This is a genomic window from Chitinibacter sp. S2-10 (assembly GCF_046530675.1).
Classification (GTDB): Bacteria; Pseudomonadota; Gammaproteobacteria; order Burkholderiales; family Chitinibacteraceae; genus Chitinibacter.
In genome coordinates, this window is record NZ_CP172558.1 from 2,039,067 (window position 1) to 2,062,974 (window position 23,908).

The window sequence follows — 23,908 nt, forward strand, 5'->3', positions numbered from 1 at the left end:
AGCCTGAATCCGGTGTGCGACCCGTCAACGCCCGATCCGTTTCAAAATCCGTTTCATCAGCCGTGCTAAATCTGCCATCAAATGATATTCAACTGCCGCCATGGTTATCATGATCAATCTCCCAAGAGTTTCCGACTTTCGGGATGGATTAAAGCAGCTTGACGATAACAGTCTGGTGACGGGTAGAATAAATATTTGTTACGATACAATGGCTTATGATTTTTCGGGGTGTCTGGCCTGAATATGGCGCTGGGTCAAAATGTGCCCGGCTCATTTTGAAGAATGCAAACAACTCATTCCGGCAGGATGCCCCAATGATTTCAGGTCTCCGAAATGAACGAGTTATTTTCCTGGCTGGCAGATGCGGTGCTCACCCTGCTATTTTGCGCTCGTGCTATTTGTCGTGGGTGGTTTGGGTTTGGTGCTGATCGGCAATTGGCTGAAGTGGGGTTGGGTCAATACGCTGTGCTTCAGGGCAGCGCATCTGGCCACGATCACCTTTGTTGCTGCCGAAGCGTGGCTGGGTATGGTATGCCCACTGACGACACTGGAAATGTGGCTCAGATCAAAGAGTAATGTTGCCACGTATCAAAGCAGTTTCATTGCGCACTGGCTGCAGGTTTTGTTGTTCTGGGATTTACCTGCTTGGGTTTTCATCGCGGTTTACACGGCATTTGCTCTGGCTGTTCTCGCGGCCTGGTGGTTTTTTCCGCCAAGACACCGTTATAAAGAATGAAATACACCGCCTCGCAAGGAGTTCCCCATGTCTGCTCAATTTCGCATCGAGACCGATTCGTTTGGCCCGATCGAGGTCGCCGAAACGGCTTTGTGGGGCGCGCAGACGCAGCGCTCCTTGCTGTATTTCCAGATTTCAAATGAAACAATGCCGGGCTCGCTGATTGATGCGCTGGCTCATGTCAAGCATGCTTGCGCTCAGGCTAATCAGACTCTGCAATTGCTTGACCCGGCCAAAGCGGCGGCGATTATGGCTGCGGCCAATGAAGTGCTGGCGGGCTTGCACGATGCGGCTTTTCCGTTGTCGGTCTGGCAAACAGGTTCGGGAACGCAAACCAATATGAATCTGAACGAGGTGCTGGCGAACCGTGCCTCGGAGTTGCTCGGCGGTGGACGCGGCGCATTGCGGCGGGTTCATCCGAATGACGACGTCAATCAGGGGCAGTCTTCCAACGATATTTTTCCGACTGCAATGCACGTCGCTGCCGCACATGGCATACACGACCAAGTATTGCCAGCACTGGCGAGTTTGATTCAGAGTCTGAAAGTGAAGGCCGAAGCATTTGCCGACGTGATCAAAATTGGTCGCACGCATTTGCAGGATGCGACGCCGTTGACGCTGGGGCAGGAGATTTCCGGCTGGATTGCCCAGCTTGAACACGCCGAGCGCAGTTTGCAAGCGAGTTTACCCGGTCTGCTGCAACTGGCGGTCGGCGGCACCGCGGTCGGTACCGGGCTCAATACTCATCCGCAGTTTGGTGCGCTGGTCGCATCGCTGCTGGCAGAGCAAAGCGGACTGCGCTTTGTCAGCGCCGACAATAAATTTGCCGCGCTGGCTGGGCACGATGCCATGGTCAGCGCGCACGGCGCGCTGAAAACGCTCGCGACTGCGCTGATCAAAATCGCCAACGATATTCGTTGGCTGGCTTCAGGCCCGCGCTGCGGGCTGGGCGAATTGCAAATTCCCGAAAATGAACCGGGCAGCTCGATCATGCCGGGCAAAGTCAATCCGACACAGTGCGAAGCGATGACGATGCTGTGCTGCCAGGTGCTCGGCAACGATGTTGCGATCAGCATCGGCGCAGCTTCGGGTAATTTTGAACTCAATGTGTTCAAGCCGCTGATTGCACATAACTTCCTGCAAAGTGTGCGCCTGCTTAGCGATGGAATGCGCAGCCTGCAACGGCATTGCATTGATGGGCTCGCGGCTAACCGACCCCGGATTGCGCAAATGCTGGATCAGTCATTGATGCTGGTGACCGCACTCAGCCCGCACATCGGTTATGACAAAGCGGCCGAGATTGCCAAATATGCGCACCATCAAGGCACGACGCTGAAAGAAGCTGCGCTGGCTTTGGGCCATGTCAGTGGCGAGCAGTTTGATCTATGGGTCAATGCCAGCCATATGCTGTGAATGCTTGCGCTGACATTGGGTATTACTGGGTGATCTTCAATGACTCACCTTTGATCGGTCTGTTTGTACTTAAGGCGACGTGCTGACGGTTGGAGAGCTTACAACACAGTATTACAAGTGCGGATGGAGAGTGTCATGACAATCAAAATCAAACTGATGGTCTTGTGTGCCGGCTTATTGTTGCTGATGTCCGGCATGGGCTTGTTTGCGCTGAATGGTCTGGAAAAAACCAATACTGCTTTTGCCACGACTTATTACGATCGGGTCTTGCCACTGGCACAACTGAAAATGGTCGCCGACATGTATGCGGTGAATATTGTCGATACCACCCATAAAGCGAATCACCAGCAAATGACTCCCGCAGAAGCGCTCGCCCTGGTCAAGCAAGCCAGGGGCACCATCGAAAAAGAATGGCAGGCCTATACCGCAACGGCGATGACCAGCGACGAGTCGGCTATCGTGAGTGCGGCGACGAAAAGCATGCAGTTTGCCAATACTGAACTCACCCGGCTTGAGCAACTCCTCGCGCAGGGCGATATGACCGCGATTGACGAATTTGCCCGAGGCAAACTTTACCCGGCGATTGATCCGGTTTCGGGGCAGATCTCGCAACTGGTTGACTTGCAACTGAGCGAAGCGAGGAAAAATTTCGATCTGGCGCAGCAAAGCTTTGCGATGACCAAAATGCTGAGTATTGCCTTTATTCTGCTGGCTTTGCTGTTTGGCATTGGATTTTCTGCCTGGGTCATTGTGGGCATGAGCAGGAAAATCAATTTACTGCGTGACCGCTTGCATCAAGCCACTGAAAATCAGGATCTCACTGTGCGGGCAACCGTCAGCGGGAACGATGAAATCGACCTGATTGCCCAAGCGTACAACGGGCTGGCGGGGAAAATGCAATCCTTGCTGGGCAAGGTGGCGCAAGCGATTGATACCGTGACGCGTGAAACACAAAATTTGGCGGTGACGAGCGATCAGGTTGCTAAAGCCACGCATATGGGCGCCGAGTCGACCAGTTCGATGGCAGCGGCGGTCGAACAGGTGACCGTTGCGATTACGCATGTGGCCGACAATGCGGCGGACGCAAGGGAAATGGGCAATCACACGCGTTCAAGTGCCATCGAAGGTGGCGAGCGGATTCAGAAAACCGTGACCGAAATTCGTAGCATTGATCGGGAAGTGGCGGCAGCGGCCGAGAAAGTCGCCATGCTCGGTAACGATGCCGAAAAAATCAGCTCGGTGGTGATTGTGATTAAAGACGTCGCCGAGCAAACCAATTTGCTGGCTCTGAATGCGGCGATCGAAGCGGCGCGGGCGGGCGAGCAAGGGCGCGGCTTTGCCGTCGTGGCCGACGAAGTGCGCAAGCTCGCCGAGCGAACTGCTGCAGCCACCGTCGATATTCAACGCATGGTCAGCCTGATCAATAGCACCAGTATGGCGGCGGTGAGTAGCATCAACCAGACCGCGCATCGCGCGCACGACTGCGCAGAAATTGCCGGTGAAGCAGGCATGGCGATTGATGAAATTACACGCGACGTCGGTCAGGAAGATGAGGCCGTTAGCAATATTGCCGATTCCTTGAACGAGCAGAAATCGAGCGCGCTTTTGATTGCGCAGCAAGTCGAGCGCGTCGCACAGATGACCGATCAGAATACCGCTGCGGCAGCGAGTATGAGCCAGTCGGCAACGTTGCTCGGCGAGCTGACGCAAAGCCTGCGCGCTGAAGTGAATCATTTTCGCTACCAAGCGGCGAGCGTGTAAGCGCTGCATTGAGTGAGGCGAAAAAAAGCCCTTGGCATCGCCAAGGGCTTTTTCGGTCATGGTGCGGAGTACTTATTGCGCCTTGTTCTTGGCCCGGTCTTGCTCTTTTTTGCGCTGTTTGGCCTGACGATGCAGTTCGGCAGCACGCGCTGCATCGCTGCCGATGTGCGCTTCGCCGCGTTCCTGCGCGAGGCGAACCTGCTTCTGGCGTTCAAGGAAACGCTGTTGCTGATCAGGGGTATGCGTCCCAAAGCAATGTGGGCAACAGGCGCCAAGGATATACTGCTCGCTTTTCTTCTCTTCGTCGGTCAGCGGCATGCGGCAGGCGTGACATTGATCGAAGCTGCCTTTTTCCAGTTTGTGATTGACGGCGACGCGGTCGTCAAACACAAAACATTCACCTTCCCACATCGTTTGTTCTTCCGGCACTTCTTCCAGATATTTCAGAATGCCGCCTTCTAGATGGTAAACCTCGTCAAAACCCTGCTCTTTCAGATAGGCCGTTGATTTCTCGCAGCGAATACCGCCGGTGCAGAACATCGCGACTTTCTTGTTTTTGGCCGGATCGAGATTTTTTTTCACGTAATCCGGAAACTCGCGGAAAGTCTCGGTTTTCGGGTTGATCGCACCTTTGAAGGTGCCGATTTGTACTTCGTAATCGTTGCGCGTATCGACCAGCACGACGTCCGGATCCGAAATCAGCGCGTTCCAGTCTTTGGGCTTCACGTAGGTGCCGACGACGCGGCGCGGATCGATGCCTTCAACGCCCATCGTCACGATTTCTTTTTTCAGTTTCACCTTGCTGCGGTGAAACGGCATTTTGTCGTCATAGGAAAACTTCACAACGATGTTTTCCAGCCCCGGCTGTTTGTCCAGCCATGCGAGCAGCGCGTCTATGCCTTCCTGTGTGCCGGCCACCGTGCCATTAATTCCTTCGAGCGCAAGCAAGAGCGTGCCGCGAATGCCATTGCCATTCATCTGATTGAGCAGCGGCTGGCGCAACTCGGCAAAGTTTTCCAAGGTGACAAATTTATATAAAGCACACACAACGATCTGAGCAGACGCCATTTGAGACATTTTCCACAAACTCCTCGCCAATCGGCAAAACCTGGTACGCCCAACAGCTGTACCCAGGGTGGGGATTTTTAAGCAGGCGTGATTATACGGGCAATGGGGCAAATGGCTAGGCTCTGTTGACGTCCGGTTTGCGAATTTTTGGTTTGAATCATATTTCGAATCAATATGTTGAATCGGTTTTGTACTGGCCTTGATCAGACGGGCGTAGCAACCCGGCGAAGCGGTTTTTGCTGATTGCCGCTGAATTGCTCAGGGATTTTGCTCGGTGAAGTTTGGAATTGTTGCTGATCGGGTATTAAGGTATGGATATCGTTTGATCAATCCAAGTATGCTAGGCTCTGTTGACGTTTGGCTTACGGTCGCGCTGGCGCGATTTTTGTGACGAATCAAGGCATTGGCTGCGAGGCATAGTCATTCTATGTGAGCAGGCAATAACGCCGAGTCGTCACAAAAAGCGCCCAGCCCGGAGGGTTTGGCTGTTTTTGGCCTGACACTGCGTTGCAAAACCTTCACATAGAATGACTATGCATCAGGCTTTGCGCCTTGTTTCAGGCCAAAACCAGCACAAACGCGACTCGCAAACCAAACGTCAACAGAGCCTAGCCCCATGAATATTCTCCGCCGTTTATTACTCCGTTTTGGTACGCGCTGGCATCGGCAATGGCCGTGGTGGCTCGCTTACGGGCTGGTGCTCTTATTGCTGGGCACCTTGGGTTTTTATGTCTGGCAAACGGCGAAAAAAGATGTACAGATGCGCGAGGCGTCGTATGCGCAGGACTTGCTCTGGCAGGAGCAGGAGTTACGCGTTCGTTTGCAAAGCAATCAGAACGCGCTGGAAAGTCTGGCGTATTCAATGGCATCCGATTCGATTGATCTGGAAGAATTCCGGGTACGCGCCGATCTGCTGATCAAGAATAATCCTGAAATCCTTTCCGTCGAGTTGCTCGACGTGAATGGTTTTTATATTGGCGGGATGCCCAAATTTAGCAATCGCCCCGAGCATCTGGTGCCGCTCAACGACGAGCGACTCAAAGAGACGCTCGACGGTGTCGGTGCGCTGGGTTATCCGTTGTATTCAAATGTGATCCTGCGCGCTGGCGAGCCGCTGATGCTGCAAATGGTGCCGATTTTCCGCTTTGCCAGTTTTGACGGCGCATTGATGATGACGTACAGCCTGGAACGGATGTTGCAGCATCGCGTACCGTGGTGGCTGGTGCAGCGTTATCAGTTGCAACTGGTTGACTCGCAAAATCATGTGCTGGCACCGAGTGCTTTTCATCAAAAGCTCGAAGGCAAAGATGTCCGCGAAATGGCTTTCGGCAATCTGGGCTCGGGTGTTCGCTTGCTCGCCAAACCGGCGCATACGCCTTCACGGCTCGACAGCTGGGGTTGGCTGGTGCTGGTGGTGCTGTTGATGGGTTTTTTGCTTTGGGCGATCAAATTATTGCGCCAGCGTATGCAGGAGCGCTTGCTGGCCGAGCAGGCGCTGCAGGATGAAATTTCATTCCGCTCGGCGATGGAAGACTCGATGGTGACCGGTTTGCGGGCAATTGACCGCGAAGGCCGGCTGATTTATGTGAATCTGGCATTTGCCAATATGGTCGGCTGGAGTATTGATGAATTAAAAAACCAGTCTGCGCCGTTGCCGTTCTGGGCGCCCGAAGCGCTGGCGCAATGTGACGCGGCATTTCGCGCGATTCTGCTTGGGCAAATCCCGCGGCAGGGGTTTGAATTGCGCTATATGCGCAAGACCGGCGAACGTCTTGATGTGCGGATGTACGTTTCCAAGCTGATCGATGGCAAAGGCGAACATCGGGGCTGGATGATTTCGAGCAATGACATTACCGAGCTCAAACGCGAGCGTGAAGCGTTGCAGCAATCACGCCAGCAATTGCGTTCGGTACTTGAAGGGCTCGATGTCGCGGTCTGCGTCAGCGATATGCAAAGCGGTGAAGTCTTGTACCGGAATCGCAAGCATCAGCAATGTTTTCCGATTGAAAATCTGGTCACTTCCGAGAAAATCCCTGAATACTGCTGGGCTTCGTGGGCTAAGGGGTATGCCTCTGTGGGCGATGATTTTGAAGAGCTGGACGTTATTACCGGGAGGGAGTATCAAGTCAGCCGGCGTAATCTCAACTGGCTGGATGGTCGCGATACGCTGCTGGAAATCTGCAGCGACATTACTGCGCGTCGTCAGGCCGAAGAAGAAGCCCGTTTGCGCAACGAGCGATTGCAGCATACCGCCCGCCTGGTCAATATGGGCGAGCTGGCTTCCAGCCTCGCGCATGAACTCAACCAGCCGCTGGCGGCGATTGCCAGCTACAGCATGGCGTGTGAAACCATGCTCTACAAACCCCAGCCGCAGATTGGCAAAGTGCAGGAAACGCTGGTCAAAATGACCGAGCAGGCGCGCCGCGCCGGACAGATTATCCGCGGTATTCGGCAGCTGGTTGCCAAACGCAAAACCGAGCAGGCGCCGTGCGTGCTGGGTGAACTGATAGACGTCGTGTTGCCGCTGCTGGCACCACTGGCCAATAAAATGAAAGTCAAAATTGCGATTGAATTGCCCGCGCCCAGCCCGGTCGTGCTTGGCGATGCGGTGATGCTCGAGCAGGTGATTCTGAACTTGTTGAAAAATGGTCTGGAAGCAATGCAGGATACGCCCGCCGCGCAGCGCCGACTGGCAATTCGCACCCTGTTGCACGCTGATGACAGCGTCGAAGTGCGGATTATTGATCGTGGCTGCGGCGTCGCCGACATGAATCAATTGTTCCAGCCGTTTTATACGACCAAGCGTGAAGGCATGGGAATGGGGCTCAATATTTGCCGTTCGGTGATCGAACAGCACAAAGGCCATTTGTGGGCCGAGCCAAATCAGGGCGGAGGTACACAAATGTGCTTCCGTTTACCTACAATGAAATCGCAAGATCAAGCCGAAACTGAAACCGCATTGACGAGCAAGGGAGCAAAACAATGAAATTAAACCCCATTCCGATGGTGGCGATTATTGACGACGACGAAGCGGTACGCGACTCGCTCGGATTGTTACTGGAAACCGAAGGCTGGACTGCACTCAATTACCCGTCGGCCGAAGCTTTTCTGGAAGAGGGCGACGCCAGCCGCTTTGCCTGTCTGATTGTCGATGTTCGGATGGACGGCATGAGTGGCCTGGAGCTGTTTACCGAACTCAAACAGGGCAATTATCTGCCGCCGGTGATTTTTCTGACTGGCCATGGCGACGTGCCGATGGCGGTGAATGCACTGAAAGACGGTGCGACCGATTTCCTGCAAAAACCATGTGATCAGCGTGAATTGCTCGAGCGTGTCCGTCAGTGTATTAATCAGGATATTGCCCGGCGCAACAGCATGACGCATCAGCAAAAGGTGAGCGAACTGGTCGCCGAGCTGACGCCGCGCGAGCGCGACGTGCTCAAGGAAATCATGCTGGGCCGTTTGAACAAGCAGATCGCCGACCGGCTCGATATCAGCACCAAAACGGTTGAAGTACACCGCGCGCGGATTTTCATCAAAATGAAAGTCCATTCAGCGATGGAGCTGGCGGCCATGCTCAAGGAAATTCCGATGGATGAACTGCTGGAATAATCCATGGGTATGTTGTTGCAGGCCTTTATTGTTATTGTTTCTGTGAATATACCCAGTGAAAGCCCCTTCGGGGGCTTTTTGCTTGTGAGTGAATATGGCGCCCGATTCCTGACAATGGTGAATCCTTATTCTGGCGATAAGGTTATATCCCTAGGGCGTCAGCCTGACAGGTATTACCTGATTTCTTACCGGATGTAGTCTGCGTATTCTGGCTACAACCGAGCGGATGACCGCCATCGGCCAATTAAAATATATTCATGGAGATTCGATAATGCACAACTTGAAACTGGGTTTGATCGCTGCCAGCATGACTTTGGCCTTTACGGTTCAGGCCGCAGAAGTGGAAGTCCTGCACTACTGGACTTCGGGTGGCGAGGCCAAAGCCGCTGCCGAGTTGAAAAAAATGATGGAAGGTAAAGGCAATAAATGGAAAGACTTTGCCGTAGCCGGTGGTGGTGGTGAAAACGCGATGACCGCGTTAAAAACCCGTGTGGTGTCAGGTAATCCTCCAGCGGCTGCCCAGATCAAAGGGCCTTCAATTCAGGAATGGGGCGATGAAGGTGTGCTGGGTTCGATCGATGCTGTCGCCAAAACGGAAGGCTGGGATAAGGTGCTGCCACCAGTCGTTTCCAGCGTCATGAAATACAAAGGCCAGTATGTTGCGGCACCAGTCAATGTGCACCGCGTGAACTGGCTGTGGATCAACGCCGAATTGCTCAAGAAAGCCAACGCCAAAGTACCAACGACCTGGGACGAATTCTTTGTCACCGCCGCAGCTTTGCAAAAAGCCGGCATCCAGCCTTTGGCTTATGGTGGTCAGCCTTGGCAGGACAGCACCGTATTTGAATCGGTGGCGCTCGGTGTGGGTGGCGTAGATTTCTACAAAAAAGCGTTTGTGAAGCTTGATCCGGCAACGATGTCCGGCCCGATGATGGTCAAAGTGCTCGAAACGTACAAAAAGCTCAAACCATTGACCGATAAGAATGCGGCTGGCCGTGAATGGAATCTGGCGACCAGCATGGTCATCAATGGCAAGGCGGCGATGCAGTTTATGGGCGACTGGGCCAAAGGCGAGTTCCTCGCTGCGGGCAAAGTGCCAGGCAAAGACTTCCTGTGTGTAGCCGCACCGGGTACGAGCAACGCATTCACTTTCAATATCGACAGTTTTGCGATGTTCAAATTGAAAGATGCTGCCGCAATCAAGGGTCAGAACGATCTGGCCAGCACTTTGATGAGCCCGGCTTTCCAGCAGGTGTTCAATCTGAACAAGGGTTCTATCCCGGCACGTACCGATTTGCCGATGGATAAGTTTGACGAGTGCGGCAAGAAATCAGCGACTGATTTCAAAGCAACAGCTGGCAACGGTGGTCTGGTGCCATCTTGGGCGCATGGCATGGCGATGAAATCGGCAACGCAAGGCGCGGTTTACGATGCGGTGACTCAGTTCTGGAATGACGACAAGATGAGCGCCAAAGATGCCGCAATGAAACTGGCTGCAGCAGCGAAAACGAAATAAGTCTTAACGTTGAAAAGCCCCGGACGATTCCGTTGGCCGGGGCTTTATTCGCACAAAAGAAATTAAACCAAACGTTCTCCAGCGGTGTTACCCCGCCTTGCTGTACGCCTGCGGCTCGATGCCTTGCTGGAAAACTGTGGTTCGATTCCTTGTTGTTCATTTGCGGGTTTTCCGGGAGTTTCTCATGTCTACGCCCAATGCCCATTACGGGTTTGCCGAGCGTTGGTTGCCGCGTCTGGTGCTGGCACCGTCTTTCTTGCTGACGCTGGTTTTTCTATACGGTTTTATCGCGTGGAATGGTTATTTATCATTTACCAGTTCACGTTTGTTGCCCAATTACGAATGGGCAGGTTTGGTGCAATACGCCACCTTGTTTGAGAACGAGCGCTGGTGGGTTGCCGTGCGTAACCTCGGTATTTTTGCCGTGCTGTTTATTGGTGGTGCAATGGCCATCGGCATTGTGCTGGCGGTGTTGCTCGATCAGAAAGTACGCTGCGAAGGCGCAATCCGTACTTTGTACCTCTATCCGATGGCCTTGTCTTTTGTCGTCACCGGTACCGCCTGGAAGTGGATGCTCAATCCCGGTCTGGGGCTGGAAAAATTAATGCATGACTGGGGATTCACCAGTTTTACCTTTGACTGGCTGGTCAATTCGGAGATGTCAATTTATACCGTGGTGATCGCCGGTTTGTGGCAGTCGTCCGGCTTTGTCATGGCGCTATTTCTGGCCGGTTTGCGCGGCGTTGATGATTCGATCATCAAGGCAGCCCAAATCGATGGCGCGAGCTTGCCGCGCATTTACTGGAAAATTGTTCTGCCGGCTTTGCGCCCGGTAGTGTTTTCAACCTTGATGATTTTGTCGCATATCGCGATCAAGAGTTTCGATCTGGTCATGGCGCTGACGGGCGGTGGCCCTGGTTTCTCTTCTGATTTGCCGGCCACGTTCATGTATTCGATGGCATTTACCCGTGGCCAGACTGGTCTGGGCGCCGCCAGCGCAATGATGATGCTCGCGACGGTTGCGGCCATTGTGGTGCCGTATTTGTATTCGGAATTAAGGAAAGATCCCAATGCCTGATTCTAATTATTTTGCGAACTGTTTTACGAAAGAGCGGCTGTGGCGTTATGCGCTGTACGGTGCTTTGCTGTTCGCTGCCGGCTACTACCTGTTGCCTTTGTATGTGATGCTGACAACGTCGGTTAAAAGTGTCGAGGAAATCCGCGCCGGCAATTTATTGGCGCTGCCGATGGCAGTGACGTTCGATGCCTGGAGCAAGGCGTGGAGTACGGCGTGTACTGGCGTGAGCTGTAATGGCTTGTCGGGCTATTTCTGGAACTCGGTACGGATGGTGATTCCGGCGGTAGCGATTTCGACGATGCTCGGTGCGGTCAACGGCTATGTGCTGTCCAAATGGCGTTTTAAAGGTTCAGACATCGTTTTTGCGATGATTTTGTTTGGCGTTTTTATGCCGTTTCAGGTTCTGCTGTTGCCGATGGCACAAACGCTGGGTGTATTTGGCCTAGCCAATACGACAGCAGGTCTGGTTTTTGTCCATGTGGTGTGCGGTACGGCTTCGACGACGCTGTTTTTCCGTAATTACTACGTTGGCATTCCCGACGAGTTGATCAAGGCCGCACGGCTTGATGGGGCCGGACTCTGGCGCATTTTTTGGCGCATCATTTTGCCGATGAGCACGCCGATTATCATGGTGACGCTGATCTGGCAATTTACCCAGATCTGGAACGACTTCCTGTTTGGTGTGGTATTTGCTTCGGGCGACGCACAGCCGATTACGGTTGGCTTGAACAACTTGGCCAATACCTCGACCAGTGTTAAGGAATACAACGTCGATATGGCCGCAGCGCTGATCGCCGCCTTGCCGACTATCGTCGTCTATGTGTTGGCCGGGAAATATTTTGTGCGCGGCCTGACTGCGGGTGCGGTCAAAGGCTAATGAAATTGAATGACGCTTGGGTATTGCTCTCAACGTCTTTGTGAATAATTGCTGCATGCAGATACCCATGGCGGTATCTGCCAGAACAAGTGCTTGGGCACAGATGGAGAACACTTATGGGCGCTTTAGCCATCAAAAACGTCACCAAAAGTTTCGGTGATACCCACATCCTGAAAGGCATCGATATTGATATTGAAGCCGGCGAGTTTCTGATTCTGGTCGGCCCGTCCGGCTGTGGTAAATCAACGCTGATGAATATCATTGCCGGTCTGGAGCAACCTACGACCGGTGAAGTACAGATTGCCGACCGGACCGTTAATAATGTTGCACCTAAAGATCGCGATATCGCGATGGTATTTCAGAGTTATGCGCTGTACCCGACGATGAATGTGCGGCAGAACATTGCTTTCGGTATGGAAACGCGTGGCGTCCCCAAAGCCGAGCAAAACGAGATCATCGCCCGTATCGCAAAAATGCTGCAAATCGATCATTTGCTAACTCGCAAGCCATCGGCTCTGTCAGGTGGGCAGCGTCAGCGCGTGGCGATGGGGCGAGCTTTGGCGCGTGATCCTAAGCTGTTCCTGTTTGACGAGCCGTTGTCGAATCTGGACGCCAAATTACGCGTTGAAATGCGCGTCGAAATCAAGCAATTGCATCAGCGTTTGAAAACAACGATTGTTTATGTGACGCACGATCAGATTGAAGCGATGACTTTGGGTGACAAAATCGCCGTGATGAAAGACGGGATCATCCAGCAATTCGGTTCGCCGCAGGATATTTACGAGCGCCCGGCCAATCTGTTTGTCGCCAGCTTTATTGGTTCGCCGTCGATGAACTTTATTCCCTGCCATTTGATCGAGCAGGACGGGCAAATTGGTGTGGCGCTGCAAGGCAATGGTGTCCCGCAATTTATTGCGCTGGGTGATCGTGCAGGATTGAAGGATAAGGTCGGTCAGAAAGTTATTCTGGGTGTTCGCCCAGAACAGTGGGATGTGGCCGACACTGAGCAGGCGCTCAGCTGCCGCGTGAAAATCACCGAGCCGACGGGACCCGATACGATGGTGTATAGCGAAGTGAACGGCGTTGAAATGATCGCCCGTGTTCATCCACGCGCAGCCACCGCAGTCGGTAGCAATTTGCCACTGGTGCTGGATGTGAAAAAAGTCGTCGTGTTCGACCCGGAAACCGAACTGCGAATTGCCTGATTGCGTTCGTATATAGAAAAAGCCCGCTTAAGCGGGCTTTTTTATTGCTTGATTAAACCCAGATGCTGCGGTTGCGCGGCGTAGTGATGCGTGGCGTCTCCCAACTGATACGTTCCTGTTCCAAAGCGGATAAACCATCGAGCTGTAGCATGACCTGGGCAAAATCGCCTGCCAGCGGGCAATTGATTTGTAGCCGCTGGCCAGTGAGCGGGTGGATAAACTCCAGCCGGGTGCACGCCAGTAACAGGCGATCAACTTCAAAGCCCTCGGCAAAAGCACGATTGTGTCGCCCTCGGCCATAAGTGCTGTCGCCAATAATCGGATGACTGATGTGTTTCAGATGGCGCCGGATCTGATGCCGCCGCCCGGTCTGTGGTTTAAGTTCGAGCAGGGCATAGCGGCTGGTCGGGTATTTTTCGATTTCCCAAGCTAGCGTAAATTGCGCTAGCGAGCGGTAATCGGTGCAGGCCTCTTGCGGTGCCTTGTGGTCAATCGGCGTGCGCGGATCGACATCATCCTGCCTGATCGACAGTGCATGGTCGATTACGCCATTTGCAGCAGGCCAGCCACGAACCAGCGCCAGATAGGTCTTGTCAACCTGCCGTTGGGCAAAAGCATCTCCCATCCGACGCGCCATGTCGGCGTTAAGTGCAAACAGCAGTGTGCCTGACGTCGCTTTATCCAGACGGTGAACCGGATAAACGTGCTGACCAATCTGATCGCGCAATTGTTGTAGTGCAAAGTCGGTTTCGAAAAAATCCAGCGCGGTTTTATGCACCAAGAGATTGCTCGGTTTGTGGATGGCGATCAGCGCTTCATCGCGGTACAAAATCGTTAACATGGTGGAATTATTGCTTTTTCGTTATAAATTATCATGTTATTCTTATGGCATGCTTACTGTTTTTGTGGTTGATTGATGGAAATTGCTGTCAATAAAATTATTTACCAATGTCGACATGCTTATGAGTCGTTTGAAAACGATGAGCGTAAAGGACATTTGGCCGCTTTGCAGGCATCGAGCTTGGCCTATGCTTGCCCCGCCTGTTGTCGTCGTGAGTTTCAGATCCTCAGTCTGGACTGCCAAGCTTATGCCAACCTGCAGCAAATGTCGCCGGGAATGAGCGCTTTTGTCATCGAAGTCACGCAGGTTATTCCGCCGCTAAGCCATATTCTGGCGCGCAATGATTATCAGCAACGCGCCCCGTCGCTCGACGAATTGACGCCGGGTGGCGAGCCGCTGGATTTGCCGCACGCGGTCTGGCGCAAGGAATTCTGGTTTGCCAATGATATTCACCCGCAGCATGTGCTGATCTTGATGGATCATTTGAAACAGGAAATCGACTGGTTAGCCGCTTACATGCCTTCCGGCAAGGCAGCTGCCCATTTTGGTGAGTTTGTTCATCCCTGATGCTTCAGATCCATTCAAAATGAATCCCAAAAAATAACGGCGCTTGATGCGCCGTTATTTTTTACTGCGCTTGGGTAAATAAACTGTCCCACAGTACCTGTACCGCAGCAATATCAATCTGCCATGGCGCAATCATTTCTGGAGTTAGCGCCTGACCGGTTAGCCGATGGCGATGCTGCAGACGGCGTAATTCACGGTACGTCGTTCTGGCGTGTTCGGCGCTATGCACCGGGATCAGCCGGTTTTGTGCTGCTACATCGAGTAGCGCAATATTGCCCGAATTGGCCGTTAGCTCGGGAAGATTGCGCGAATGCGCCAGAATCAGAAATTGCACGATAAATTCGATATCGACAATCCCACCGCGCAAGTGTTTGACATCGGTCGTGATCGCCGGGTGCGTTTCGAGCATTTTATTGCGCATTTTCAGCACTTCGATTTGCAGCTCGGCCAGATCGCGCGGGCGACACAAAATGTCATGCCGGATCTGCTCGAAACGCTGCCCGACCTGTTTGTCACCAGCGCAATAACGCGCCCGCGTCAGAGCCTGATGCTCCCAGACCCAGGCGGATTGGTGCTGGTATTCATCAAAAGCCTCTACTGTTGAAACCAGTAGTCCGGACGAACCATTGGGGCGCAGTCGCAGATCAATATCGTACAACTGCCCGGCCGAAGTCATCGATGTGAGCCAGTTGACGATGCGTTTGGCGAGTCGCGAGTAAATATCGGCGGCATTCGGGTGATCGTCCTCAAACAGATAAACGATATCGAGATCGGAGGCAAACCCCAGCTCTTTGCCGCCGAGCTTGCCATAACCGACGATGGCAAACTGATGGTCGGGTCGGTGCTTGTTCGGCAGGTCGAGCCAGGCTTGTTCAAGTGCAACATTCAGAATCAAGTCGGCCAGATCGGATAAATGATCGGACAGTTTTTCCAGTGGCAGCAATCCGGCCAGATCTTGCGATACCAGCCGGAAAATCTGCGAATGCTGAAAGTGCCGCAGGCAGTCCATTCTGGCCTCGACATCGTCCACATGCTCTTGCATTTGCTCGCGCAATAGTCGGCCGAGTTTGCTCCAGTCAGGAGCCTGATGCAGCAGCCGCACATCGAGCAATTCGTCGAGCAGAATCGGGTGACGCGTCAGGTATTCGGACACCCACGGGCTGGCGCTGTACAGGCTGGCCAGGCGCTTGAGTGTTTGCGGGTGCTCGGCCAGCAGTGCCAGATACGATTCGCGCCGGCCAATGCTGTCAAGCAGCTCGAGCAGCCGCATCAGCGTCGCATCGGGATTATCAAACTCGGCGGTGATGCTAATCAGGCTGGGCAAAATCGCATCGAGCCGACGGCGGCAGCGATCAGGCATTTGCCGGTATTTGCTGCTGTCCTGTATTGCGGACAATTTGCGTTCGATTTCCTCGGGGTGAGCATAACCAAGTTGTGAGTAATAGGGGGTATTGCCTTCTGAGAAAGCATCAATCTGCTCTTCGCGGCTATTCCCATCGGGGGTATTTTGATCGGATTGCAGAAAAACTGCTTCGAACTGATGCGAGACTTTTTCCCGGTGCGCATCCAGCGCCAGCCTGAATTTACTCCAGTCGGTAAATCCCATGCTCAGCGCCAGTCTGTGCTGATCTTCGGGCGAGGTCGGCAGCATTTGCGTTTGTGCGTCGTCCAGATACATGATCCGGTGTTCGACATTGCGCAGAAAAATATACGCGGCTTGCAGCTCGTCAACGGCGTCGACAGGCAGATTGCCCAGCTCGGCCAGCTGTTGCAGGATTTGCTGTGTTGCACGTGAACGCAGGATTTTATTGCGGCCACCCCGAATCAGCTGGAACACCTGGCCGATAAATTCGATTTCGCGAATGCCGCCAGGCCCCAGCTTGATATTATCGAGCCTATCTTTGCGCTCGACTTCGCGGCGGATCTGGCTGTGCAACTCGCGCATTGATTGATACGCACCGTAGTCGAGGTATTTGCGATAAACAAAGGGGGTGACCAGTTCCATCAGGCCATTGATTCCTGCCTCGTCACCCGTCAGCGCACGTCCCTTGATCCACGCATAGCGCTCCCACTCTCGCCCTTGCGTCAGCAGATAGTTTTCCAGCGCGGCAAAGCTGGTCACCAGCGGGCCCGAGTCGCCAAACGGGCGCAAGCGCATATCGACGCGGAAAACAAAACCGTTCGCATCGGTGTCGCCGATCAGCCGGATCAGGCGTTTGCCAATATTGACGAAATACTCATGATTGCTGATTTTTCGTCGACCATTGGTTTCACCGTCTTCGGGATAAATAAATATCAGGTCGATATCGGACGAGACATTGAGCTCGCGTCCACCGAGTTTACCCATGCCGACGACGATCAATTGCTGTTCTGTTCCGCTTTCCTCGCCGATGGGAACGCCGTAACGCTCGTCGGGCTGGCTGACCCAGGCCAGCGCCGCACTGATGGCGACTTCGGCCAGATCGCTGACGGTGTGCATCGCCTCAAGCAAATCCGAGCTGCCGTTAATTTCGCGAACAATCAGCCGCGCCATGACCTGCTGGCGCAATTGGCGCAAAGACAAAGCCAGCGTTTCGTCGCTGCTGGCTGGGTTGTCTTGCAGGTAGCTCTCCATTTCTACACGGCTGAAAGCACGCTCCGCAGTTGATGCAATGTGCTGTGCCAATTCGGGACGGCACAAAAATAGCCGTTGCAGGTAGCGACTATGCTGCTGCGGCGCAGCCAGCTGGGTATTTGTTGCGGGATGAGGATCGGTCATATCGTCGGATTTCGGGTTAAAATGGGCAAAACCACACCCTGTAACCGTAACACAGCTCGAATTACTTCGAATGTGTTTTCTCCGGAATTTAGATGTCATTGGCTCTATTGCGTCAGTTTAAAACACTGGCTCCACGTATTACACAGTGGCATCTCAGGTGGCTCAAGCGGCTGGGCTTGGCTGTTGTCCTGCTGTTGGTGATCTGCGCGCTGGGCTGGCAATTCTGGCTGGTTCCCAAGCTGCCGCAATACAAGCCCTGGATCGAGCAGCAGTTGAGCCAGAAAATCGGAGCTCCGGTTCGGGTTGGTGCGCTCGAAGGCGGCTGGCGGGGGATTCACCCCCAGTTGGCTTTGCTGCAGTTTCAACTGTTTGACAATAAGACCTTTGATCACAAAACCCTCGACCAACAGCACGCTGCGCTGGAATTTTCGCGTCTGCAAGGCTCATTGTCGTGGGGGCATTTGTTTCTGGGGCAAATCCGTTTCCGCCATTTATTGCTCGACTCGCCCGAGCTCGATATCCGTCGACTGGCAAACGGGCAATGGCAGGTGGCCGGCATTGTGCTTGATCAGCGCCAGAGCAATCAGAATAACGGGCAGGTTTTGAATTGGCTGCTCGATCAGGGTGAGCTGACGATCAAACGTGGCCGTTTGCGCTTAAACGATCAACGCGGTGAGTTTCCTGCCTTGAGTGCTGATGATGTCGCGCTTCATGTCAGCAACTGGTTCGATACACACCATGCCCAGCTGCAATTTACGCCGACTCAGATGGCGGGCAAGCAGGTCAAACTCGACGCCAAGCTCAGTGGGGATGATGTCAATGATTTCTCGCTCTGGTCGGGCTGGCTGAGATTTGATTTGCCACAGGCTGATTTAAGCCAGCTTGCGCCATGGCTGTCGAGTATTCTGCCGAACTTGCAGATCGATTCGGGGCAGGGCGCGCTGGGTTTGAAGCTGGTTCTGGCTGAGGGCAAGCTCGAAGGGATTGATGCCGATTTGCGTTTGAACAACTGGCAAATCAGGCTGCCACAGGGCAAGTTGCAACTGCCCTTATTTGTGGGCCGGATTTTCTGGAGCGATCTGGCGCAGCAGCGTCGCCTGCAAGTGAAGGCCGAGCGGATTGGCGGTGCTGGCGGCGAACTGTGTCGTGATTGCGAGCTCGAATACCTGAGTTCACCGACTTCACAGACTCTCACCGCCCGCCGCTGGCAACTGGCGGGCTTGAATGCCTACAGCCATTTATTGCCTGCCGCATTGGCGAATTATCGCCAAACTCACTTTCAGGGCGAAATGAACAAACTCAGTCTGGCATGGGGTGGAATGTGGCCATTCGACGCCAAGGCCAAACCGCCGTCACTGGATGATTTGGGCGTCGAAGCCGAACTGAGTGGGTTCGGTTGGCAGAATCTGGCCGACTGGCCCGCACTCAAGGGGCTTGATCTGGATTTGCAACTGGCACCCAAGGGAGGGCGATTAAAACTAGCGGGGCAGAATGTCGCGCTGGTTTATCCAGCTCAGTTTCTCGATGTCATGCGCTTTAGTCAGTTGCAAACCCGGATTGATTGGCAGCGGGATGCCAAGCAGGGCTGGGTCTTCAATCTCGATGGCTTGAAAATGCTCAGCCCCGAGCTGGCGTTAACGGCGCAGGGACGTTATGTCTGGCCGGGCGGGAAAAATCTCGGACAAGTTGACCTGACTGCCGATATTGAGCACTTCGCGGCTAACCGGGTTTTTGCCTATCTGCCGCGTGTGTTGACCGACGAAGTTTTGCTCTGGCTTAAAGGGGGCTTGCTGGCCGGAGAGGCGCATCGGGGGCAACTGATCTGGCGCGGCGATGTGGCACAGTTTCCATATTCGAAAGGCAGCGCGGCGGCTAAAGCCGGGCAATTTACGATCAAGACCCAAGCCAGAGGCGTGACGATCAATTACGGCGATGATTGGCCACCGATTACCGACGTTGACGGCCAGCTCACGATTGACGGCATGGCACTAACCGTCGATGCGCAGCGCGGCCAGATTAGCGGAACGAAGTTGCACGATGTCAAAGTAACGATTCCTGATCTGGAGCACCAGCAGCATGTGCTGGTTGATGGCAAGGTGCAGGGCAAAACCGCTGACTTTCTCAATTACGTCAATAACAGCCCGGTGAGGCTGGCGACTAAAGGCTTTCTGGATGGACTCAAGGCACAAGGTGACGGCAAGCTCGATTTGCAGCTCGATATTCCGGTGGCCGATGTTGATAAAACAAAAATAAATGGGGTATATGCTTTTGAGGCTAATCAATTAGCCTTTGGTGGGGCAATACCCCTGCTGGAACAAGCCAGAGGTGCGGTCAGCTTTACCGAGTCGGGAATGAAAGTTTTGCCGGCCACGGCCAGAGCGTTGGGTGGTCATGTCGCTTTGCAAGGCGAGACCGATGCCAAAGGTGATTTACTCTTGCAATTGAAAGGACAGGCTGATCTGGCGCAGACCATGGGGCATTATCTGCCGGTATTGAGCAGCTGGACTAAGGGGAGTACGCCGTTTCAGGCTGCTTTGCAGGTCAACCAGAAAAGCTTTGCGCTCAATGTGTCTTCCGATTTGCAGGGGGCTCAACTGGCCTTGCCTGCACCACTGGGCAAAGCAGCCAATCAGGCGCGGCCTTTGCGGATTCGCATAAGCAGTGGAAACGTAGCCAGTGAAAACGGCGTGCCACGGCTGGATTTTACTTATGGCAAAGCCTTGCAAGGCGGCTTCCTGTTGCCGGCCGACACGGCGGCCTTGCGCGGCAAGCTGGTGCTGGGGAGCGACAACGATGCGCCCGCCAAACCCGGCTCGCTGGTACTCGATACCAAAGGGATTCAGCTGAGCGGTCGTTGGCCGAAACTCGAGCTGGCGCAATGGCTGCATTTGCAATCGCAAAGCCAGCCCAAAACCGGGAACAAGCTGACGATGCCGAATCTGACTGTTTCGCAGCTGAGTTTTGATTTGCTCAATGCCGGTGGCAATTTGTTTAACGATGTGCGCCTGTCTGGCGCACTCAATGAAAAAGGCGCCCAGGCCAGTTTCACCAGCCAGCAAGTCAGCGGTGATATTCAGTGGCAATCGGCCAATAACCAGGTTAATGCCCAGCTTGGCAAGCTCTGGCTGCCATTCAAGCGCGCCGACGAAAGCAGCAGTAAATTTGCTTCGCAAGAACAATCGGGTCCGCCACAAGTCGACGGCATTGAAAGCTGGCTGAATCTGCCCGCGCTGAATCTGGTCGCGCAGGACTTTCGCTTCAAGAATATCGAGCTGGGAACTTTAACCATTCGCAGCAAACCGCAAAGCCGGGGGCTTGATTTCGACGAGTTGAGCGTGCGCAATGCCGATGGCCTGATCGCGCTGGATGGGCAATGGTTCAAAGAAGCAGGGCTTGAGCAGACCCAGGCCAAGGTGAATATCAATTCGCCCAATCTGGGGCGCTTGCTCAAACGGCTGGGTTATCCTGAAGCAATGAAAGGAGCGCCGTTGCAATTTAGCGGCGATGGCCAGTGGCAAGGCTCGCCGTGGGCGGCCAACTGGGCGACGGTCAGTGGTAAAGCCGAGTTGCACGTCGGGGCAGGGCAGTTTAGCAAGCTCGATGCCGGCGCCGGTCGGCTGGTGTCTATTTTGAGTCTGCAGGCTTTGCCGCGCCGTTTGAAGCTCGATTTTAGCGATGTTTTTAGCGACGGTTTGCAATTTGATGAAATCGTCGGCAACGCCGTCGTCGAGCAAGGTGTTGCGCGTACTAGCAATCTGAAAATCAACGGCCCAGCGGCCAAAATCAATTTTACCGGTGAGGCCAATTTTGTATCGGAAACGCAGAATTTACGCGTGCGGATTGTGCCTAGCATCGGTGGTGCCGTGGCGCTCGGCGTTGGCGTGGTTAATCCAATCGCCGGATTGGCCGCACTGGCCGCGCAGACGGTGATGGATAACCCACTGGGTGAGCTGGTTGCCTATGAATTTTTGATCGAGGGCAGCATGAATGACCCTAAAATCAAAAAAATAGGAATCAAACCTGAAAACGCTTTGACAAAATAACCTTGATTTTAATATGGGTATATTGTTGTGGCTATTATTGATATTGGTCTGCAATAAAATACATTGGGTGGGTATATGGAAACGATACAAGCCTGTGCGATTCAAATGATTTCGGGGCCGGACGTCGCGGCCAATCTGACCAATGCAGAGCGATTGATTGCCGAAGCGGCCAGCCGGGGGGCGCGCCTGATTGTTTTGCCCGAATATTTCGCAATCATGGGGCAGAGTGACAAGGACAAGCTGACGCATCAGGAAGCTTTTGCGGATGGCGTGATCAATCCGGCGGCACCATTACAGACGTTTTTATCGCGCATGGCGCGCGAGCATCAGATCTGGCTGGTCGGTGGAACGATTCCTTTGCAATCGGATCAGACCGACAAGGTCATGAATAGCTGTCTGGCTTTTAATCCGGACGGCCTATGCGTTGCGCGTTACGACAAAGTGCATTTGTTTGGCCTGCGCAATGGCGACGAGTGTTTTCAGGAGTCCGATACGATCAAACCCGGCACTTTGCCGGTCGCGTTTGACACGCCCTTTGGCCGCGTCGGCTTGGCGGTGTGTTACGACCTGCGTTTTCCCGAATTGTTTCGCGCGCTCGATCATATTGGCGAAGTCGATATCTGGGTCTTGCCGGCGGCATTTACCGCGACGACGGGGCGCGCGCACTGGGAAGTCCTGCTGCGCGCACGGGCGATTGAAAACCAGTGTTTTGTTGTGGCTTCAGGTCAGGGTGGAACGCATCCGAATGGCCGCAGCACGTTTGGTCACAGTATGCTGATTGATCCATGGGGCGCCGTGCTCGACGTCTTGCCCGAGGGTGAAGGTCTGGCGCTGGCCGAACTCAAAGCCAGTCAGTTGCAACGGGTCAGAACGATATTGCCAGCGCTGAAGCATCGTGTGTTTTAATAGTTAAAAATAACCTGATGCAAGCTGAGATAGATCACCAGTCAGGAACAACCATCAAAATTTACAGGTAAAACCATGAGTGCATCTTTGGATCATTTTGCTGTCGCCGAACAGCATTTGCTGACGCCATTCAGTCTTGACGATCAGGCGATTAATAGCGTCTTTGCCCGGATACTGACGCACGAGATCGACTATGCCGATTTGTATTTCCAATACAGCCGCTCCGAGGCGTGGAGTCTGGACGAGGGCATTGTCAAATCGGGCAGTTTCAATATTGATCAGGGTGTTGGCGTTCGCGCGATCAGCGGCGAAAAAACCGCTTTTGCCTATTCGGACGATATCAGTCTGGCTGCGCTGAACGATGCGGCGCACGCAACGCGAGCGATTGGCCGACAAGGTGGGCAGGGTATTGCTTCGCAAGTCAGTAAAAATAATGGGCTTCAGCTCTATACCCCAGTTGATCCACTGGCGAGTCTGGACGAAGCGGCTAAAGTCGCTTTGCTGGAAAAAGTCGAGCAGATCGCCCGCTCGCTCAACCCGCGCGTGGTGCAGGTGATGGCCAGTTTAGCCAGCGAATACGAAGTGATTTATATCGCGCGTCACGACGGCCACCGTGCCGCCGATGTGCGACCGTTGTGCCGGCTGTCGATCAATGTGATCGTTGAAGCCAATGGCCAGCGCGAGCAAGGCAGCGCTGGTGGCGGTGGCCGTTTTGATTACGCTTATTTCACTGAAACAGTACTGCTTGATTATGCCAAACGCGCGGTCGATCAGGCGGTGCTCAATCTGGATGCCCGCCCGGCACCGGCCGGAGAAATGACCGTGGTGCTCGGTAGCGGCTGGCCCGGCATTCTGCTGCATGAGGCGATTGGTCATGGTTTGGAGGGTGATTTCAACCGCAAAGGTTCGAGCGCGTTTGCTGGCAAAATCGGCCAGCGCGTCGCAGCCAAAGGTGTGACTGTCGTTGACGACGGCACGATCGCAGATCGGCGCGGCTCGCTTAATATCGACGACGAAGGTAATCCGACTCAGCGTACCGTCTTGATCGAAGACGGCATTTTGCGCGGCTATCTGCAAGACAGCCTGAATGCACGTTTGATGGGAATGCCAACGACCGGCAATGGCCGACGCGAGAGCTACGCGCATATCACGATGCCGCGGATGACCAATACGCTGATGGAAAACGGCGATAAAGATCCGGCGGAAATTATTGCGTCGATTGAGCGCGGTCTGTATGCGGTCAATTTTGGCGGCGGTCAGGTTGATATTACCAATGGCAAGTTTGTTTTTTCGGCGTCCGAAGCCTGGTACGTCGAAAACGGCAAGCTGCTCTATCCGGTCAAAGGCGCTACGCTGATCGGTAGTGGCCCGGATGTCTTAAAGCGCGTATCGATGATAGGCAATGACATGTCGCTTGATTCGGGCGTCGGTACTTGCGGTAAGGACGGTCAAAGCGTACCGGTTGGCGTAGGGCAGCCGACGCTGAGGATTGACGGCGGCTTGACCGTTGGCGGTACGGCGGGCTAA

At 53.9% G+C, this 23,908-nt stretch carries 16 protein-coding genes; 13 read left to right on the forward strand and 3 right to left on the reverse strand.

The features are described from left to right. Positions 1 to 361: 361 nt before the first annotated feature. The 3 genes from ACG2XO_RS09615 to ACG2XO_RS09625 all read left to right on the forward strand — a co-directional run bounded on the left by ACG2XO_RS09615 (position 362) and on the right by ACG2XO_RS09625 (position 3,910). The gene (locus ACG2XO_RS09615) at positions 362 to 736 is read left to right on the forward strand and encodes a DUF2784 domain-containing protein (RefSeq protein ID WP_410497760.1); all 375 of its coding nucleotides are present in this window, start codon (positions 362 to 364) and stop codon (positions 734 to 736) included. A gap of 27 nt (positions 737 to 763) precedes the next feature. Next, the gene (gene fumC / locus ACG2XO_RS09620; RefSeq protein WP_410497761.1) at positions 764 to 2,149 is read left to right on the forward strand and encodes a class II fumarate hydratase; all 1,386 of its coding nucleotides are present in this window, start codon (positions 764 to 766) and stop codon (positions 2,147 to 2,149) included. Between the two features lie 135 nt (positions 2,150 to 2,284). Then, positions 2,285 to 3,910, forward strand: a complete 1,626-nt coding sequence (locus ACG2XO_RS09625) for a methyl-accepting chemotaxis protein (protein WP_410497762.1) — start codon at positions 2,285 to 2,287, stop codon at positions 3,908 to 3,910. A gap of 72 nt (positions 3,911 to 3,982) precedes the next feature. On the opposite strand, the gene ACG2XO_RS09630 is transcribed toward ACG2XO_RS09625, so the two are convergent. Next, positions 3,983 to 4,987, reverse strand: coding sequence for a rhodanese-related sulfurtransferase (locus ACG2XO_RS09630; protein WP_410497763.1), 1,005 nt, complete (start codon positions 4,985 to 4,987; stop codon positions 3,983 to 3,985). A gap of 607 nt (positions 4,988 to 5,594) precedes the next feature. Between ACG2XO_RS09630 and ACG2XO_RS09635 the strand changes: the two genes are divergently transcribed. The 6 genes from ACG2XO_RS09635 to ACG2XO_RS09660 all read left to right on the forward strand — a co-directional run bounded on the left by ACG2XO_RS09635 (position 5,595) and on the right by ACG2XO_RS09660 (position 13,266). Further along, on the forward strand, positions 5,595 to 7,964 hold the full coding sequence (locus tag ACG2XO_RS09635) for a PAS domain S-box protein (RefSeq protein ID WP_410497764.1): 2,370 nt from the start codon (positions 5,595 to 5,597) through the stop codon (positions 7,962 to 7,964). Then, positions 7,961 to 8,590, forward strand: a complete 630-nt coding sequence (locus ACG2XO_RS09640) for a response regulator transcription factor (RefSeq protein ID WP_410497765.1) — start codon at positions 7,961 to 7,963, stop codon at positions 8,588 to 8,590. The genes ACG2XO_RS09635 and ACG2XO_RS09640 overlap by 4 nt, the downstream gene beginning before the upstream one ends. A 271-nt stretch (positions 8,591 to 8,861) precedes the next feature. Continuing rightward, the gene (locus tag ACG2XO_RS09645; protein ID WP_410497766.1) at positions 8,862 to 10,106 is read left to right on the forward strand and encodes an ABC transporter substrate-binding protein; all 1,245 of its coding nucleotides are present in this window, start codon (positions 8,862 to 8,864) and stop codon (positions 10,104 to 10,106) included. 184 nt (positions 10,107 to 10,290) lie between these two features. After that, entirely contained in the window at positions 10,291 to 11,184 is an 894-nt protein-coding gene (locus ACG2XO_RS09650; protein WP_410497767.1) for a carbohydrate ABC transporter permease, read from the forward strand. Then, positions 11,177 to 12,061, forward strand: coding sequence for a carbohydrate ABC transporter permease (locus ACG2XO_RS09655; RefSeq protein WP_410497768.1), 885 nt, complete (start codon positions 11,177 to 11,179; stop codon positions 12,059 to 12,061). The genes ACG2XO_RS09650 and ACG2XO_RS09655 overlap by 8 nt, the downstream gene beginning before the upstream one ends. 116 nt (positions 12,062 to 12,177) lie before the next feature. Further along, entirely contained in the window at positions 12,178 to 13,266 is a 1,089-nt protein-coding gene (locus ACG2XO_RS09660) for an ABC transporter ATP-binding protein (protein ID WP_410497769.1), read from the forward strand. 52 nt (positions 13,267 to 13,318) lie between these two features. Here ACG2XO_RS09660 and ACG2XO_RS09665 read toward each other — a convergent pair whose 3' ends face one another. Next, positions 13,319 to 14,107: a pseudouridine synthase gene (locus ACG2XO_RS09665; RefSeq protein ID WP_410497770.1), complete on the reverse strand. Its 789-nt coding sequence runs from the start codon at positions 14,105 to 14,107 to the stop codon at positions 13,319 to 13,321. 75 nt (positions 14,108 to 14,182) lie between these two features. On the opposite strand from ACG2XO_RS09665, the gene ACG2XO_RS09670 reads away from it, so the two are divergent. Then, positions 14,183 to 14,674 carry a hypothetical protein gene (locus tag ACG2XO_RS09670; protein ID WP_410497771.1) on the forward strand — a complete coding sequence of 164 codons (492 nt, stop codon included), beginning with the start codon at positions 14,183 to 14,185 and terminating at the stop codon, positions 14,672 to 14,674. A 61-nt stretch (positions 14,675 to 14,735) separates the two neighbouring features. On the opposite strand, the gene glnE is transcribed toward ACG2XO_RS09670, so the two are convergent. Next, complete coding sequence (gene glnE / locus ACG2XO_RS09675; protein ID WP_410497772.1) at positions 14,736 to 17,432, reverse strand: bifunctional [glutamate--ammonia ligase]-adenylyl-L-tyrosine phosphorylase/[glutamate--ammonia-ligase] adenylyltransferase; 2,697 nt, start codon at positions 17,430 to 17,432, stop codon at positions 14,736 to 14,738. A 92-nt stretch (positions 17,433 to 17,524) separates the two neighbouring features. Here glnE and ACG2XO_RS09680 point away from each other — a divergent pair, with 92 nt between their 5' ends. The 3 genes from ACG2XO_RS09680 to tldD all read left to right on the forward strand — a co-directional run bounded on the left by ACG2XO_RS09680 (position 17,525) and on the right by tldD (position 23,908). Further along, complete coding sequence (locus ACG2XO_RS09680) at positions 17,525 to 21,475, forward strand: YhdP family protein (protein WP_410497773.1); 3,951 nt, start codon at positions 17,525 to 17,527, stop codon at positions 21,473 to 21,475. A gap of 75 nt (positions 21,476 to 21,550) precedes the next feature. Beyond that, complete coding sequence (locus ACG2XO_RS09685) at positions 21,551 to 22,381, forward strand: carbon-nitrogen hydrolase family protein (protein ID WP_410497774.1); 831 nt, start codon at positions 21,551 to 21,553, stop codon at positions 22,379 to 22,381. A gap of 75 nt (positions 22,382 to 22,456) precedes the next feature. Then, the gene (tldD, locus tag ACG2XO_RS09690) at positions 22,457 to 23,908 is read left to right on the forward strand and encodes a metalloprotease TldD (protein WP_410497775.1); all 1,452 of its coding nucleotides are present in this window, start codon (positions 22,457 to 22,459) and stop codon (positions 23,906 to 23,908) included.

Coding starts and splice junctions, on each gene's coding strand:
- ACG2XO_RS09660 (WP_410497769.1), top strand. CDS start 12,178: ATGGGCGCTTTAGCCATCAAAAACGTCACCAAAAGTTTCGGTGATACC.
- ACG2XO_RS09685 (WP_410497774.1), top strand. CDS start 21,551: ATGGAAACGATACAAGCCTGTGCGATTCAAATGATTTCGGGGCCGGAC.
- ACG2XO_RS09665 (WP_410497770.1), bottom strand. CDS start 14,107: ATGTTAACGATTTTGTACCGCGATGAAGCGCTGATCGCCATCCACAAA.
- ACG2XO_RS09680 (WP_410497773.1), top strand. CDS start 17,525: ATGTCATTGGCTCTATTGCGTCAGTTTAAAACACTGGCTCCACGTATT.
- ACG2XO_RS09635 (WP_410497764.1), top strand. CDS start 5,595: ATGAATATTCTCCGCCGTTTATTACTCCGTTTTGGTACGCGCTGGCAT.
- glnE (WP_410497772.1), bottom strand. CDS start 17,432: ATGACCGATCCTCATCCCGCAACAAATACCCAGCTGGCTGCGCCGCAG.
- tldD (WP_410497775.1), top strand. CDS start 22,457: ATGAGTGCATCTTTGGATCATTTTGCTGTCGCCGAACAGCATTTGCTG.
- ACG2XO_RS09670 (WP_410497771.1), top strand. CDS start 14,183: ATGGAAATTGCTGTCAATAAAATTATTTACCAATGTCGACATGCTTAT.
- ACG2XO_RS09615 (WP_410497760.1), top strand. CDS start 362: ATGCGGTGCTCACCCTGCTATTTTGCGCTCGTGCTATTTGTCGTGGGT.
- ACG2XO_RS09640 (WP_410497765.1), top strand. CDS start 7,961: ATGAAATTAAACCCCATTCCGATGGTGGCGATTATTGACGACGACGAA.
- fumC (WP_410497761.1), top strand. CDS start 764: ATGTCTGCTCAATTTCGCATCGAGACCGATTCGTTTGGCCCGATCGAG.
- ACG2XO_RS09625 (WP_410497762.1), top strand. CDS start 2,285: ATGACAATCAAAATCAAACTGATGGTCTTGTGTGCCGGCTTATTGTTG.
- ACG2XO_RS09630 (WP_410497763.1), bottom strand. CDS start 4,987: ATGTCTCAAATGGCGTCTGCTCAGATCGTTGTGTGTGCTTTATATAAA.
- ACG2XO_RS09655 (WP_410497768.1), top strand. CDS start 11,177: ATGCCTGATTCTAATTATTTTGCGAACTGTTTTACGAAAGAGCGGCTG.
- ACG2XO_RS09645 (WP_410497766.1), top strand. CDS start 8,862: ATGCACAACTTGAAACTGGGTTTGATCGCTGCCAGCATGACTTTGGCC.
- ACG2XO_RS09650 (WP_410497767.1), top strand. CDS start 10,291: ATGTCTACGCCCAATGCCCATTACGGGTTTGCCGAGCGTTGGTTGCCG.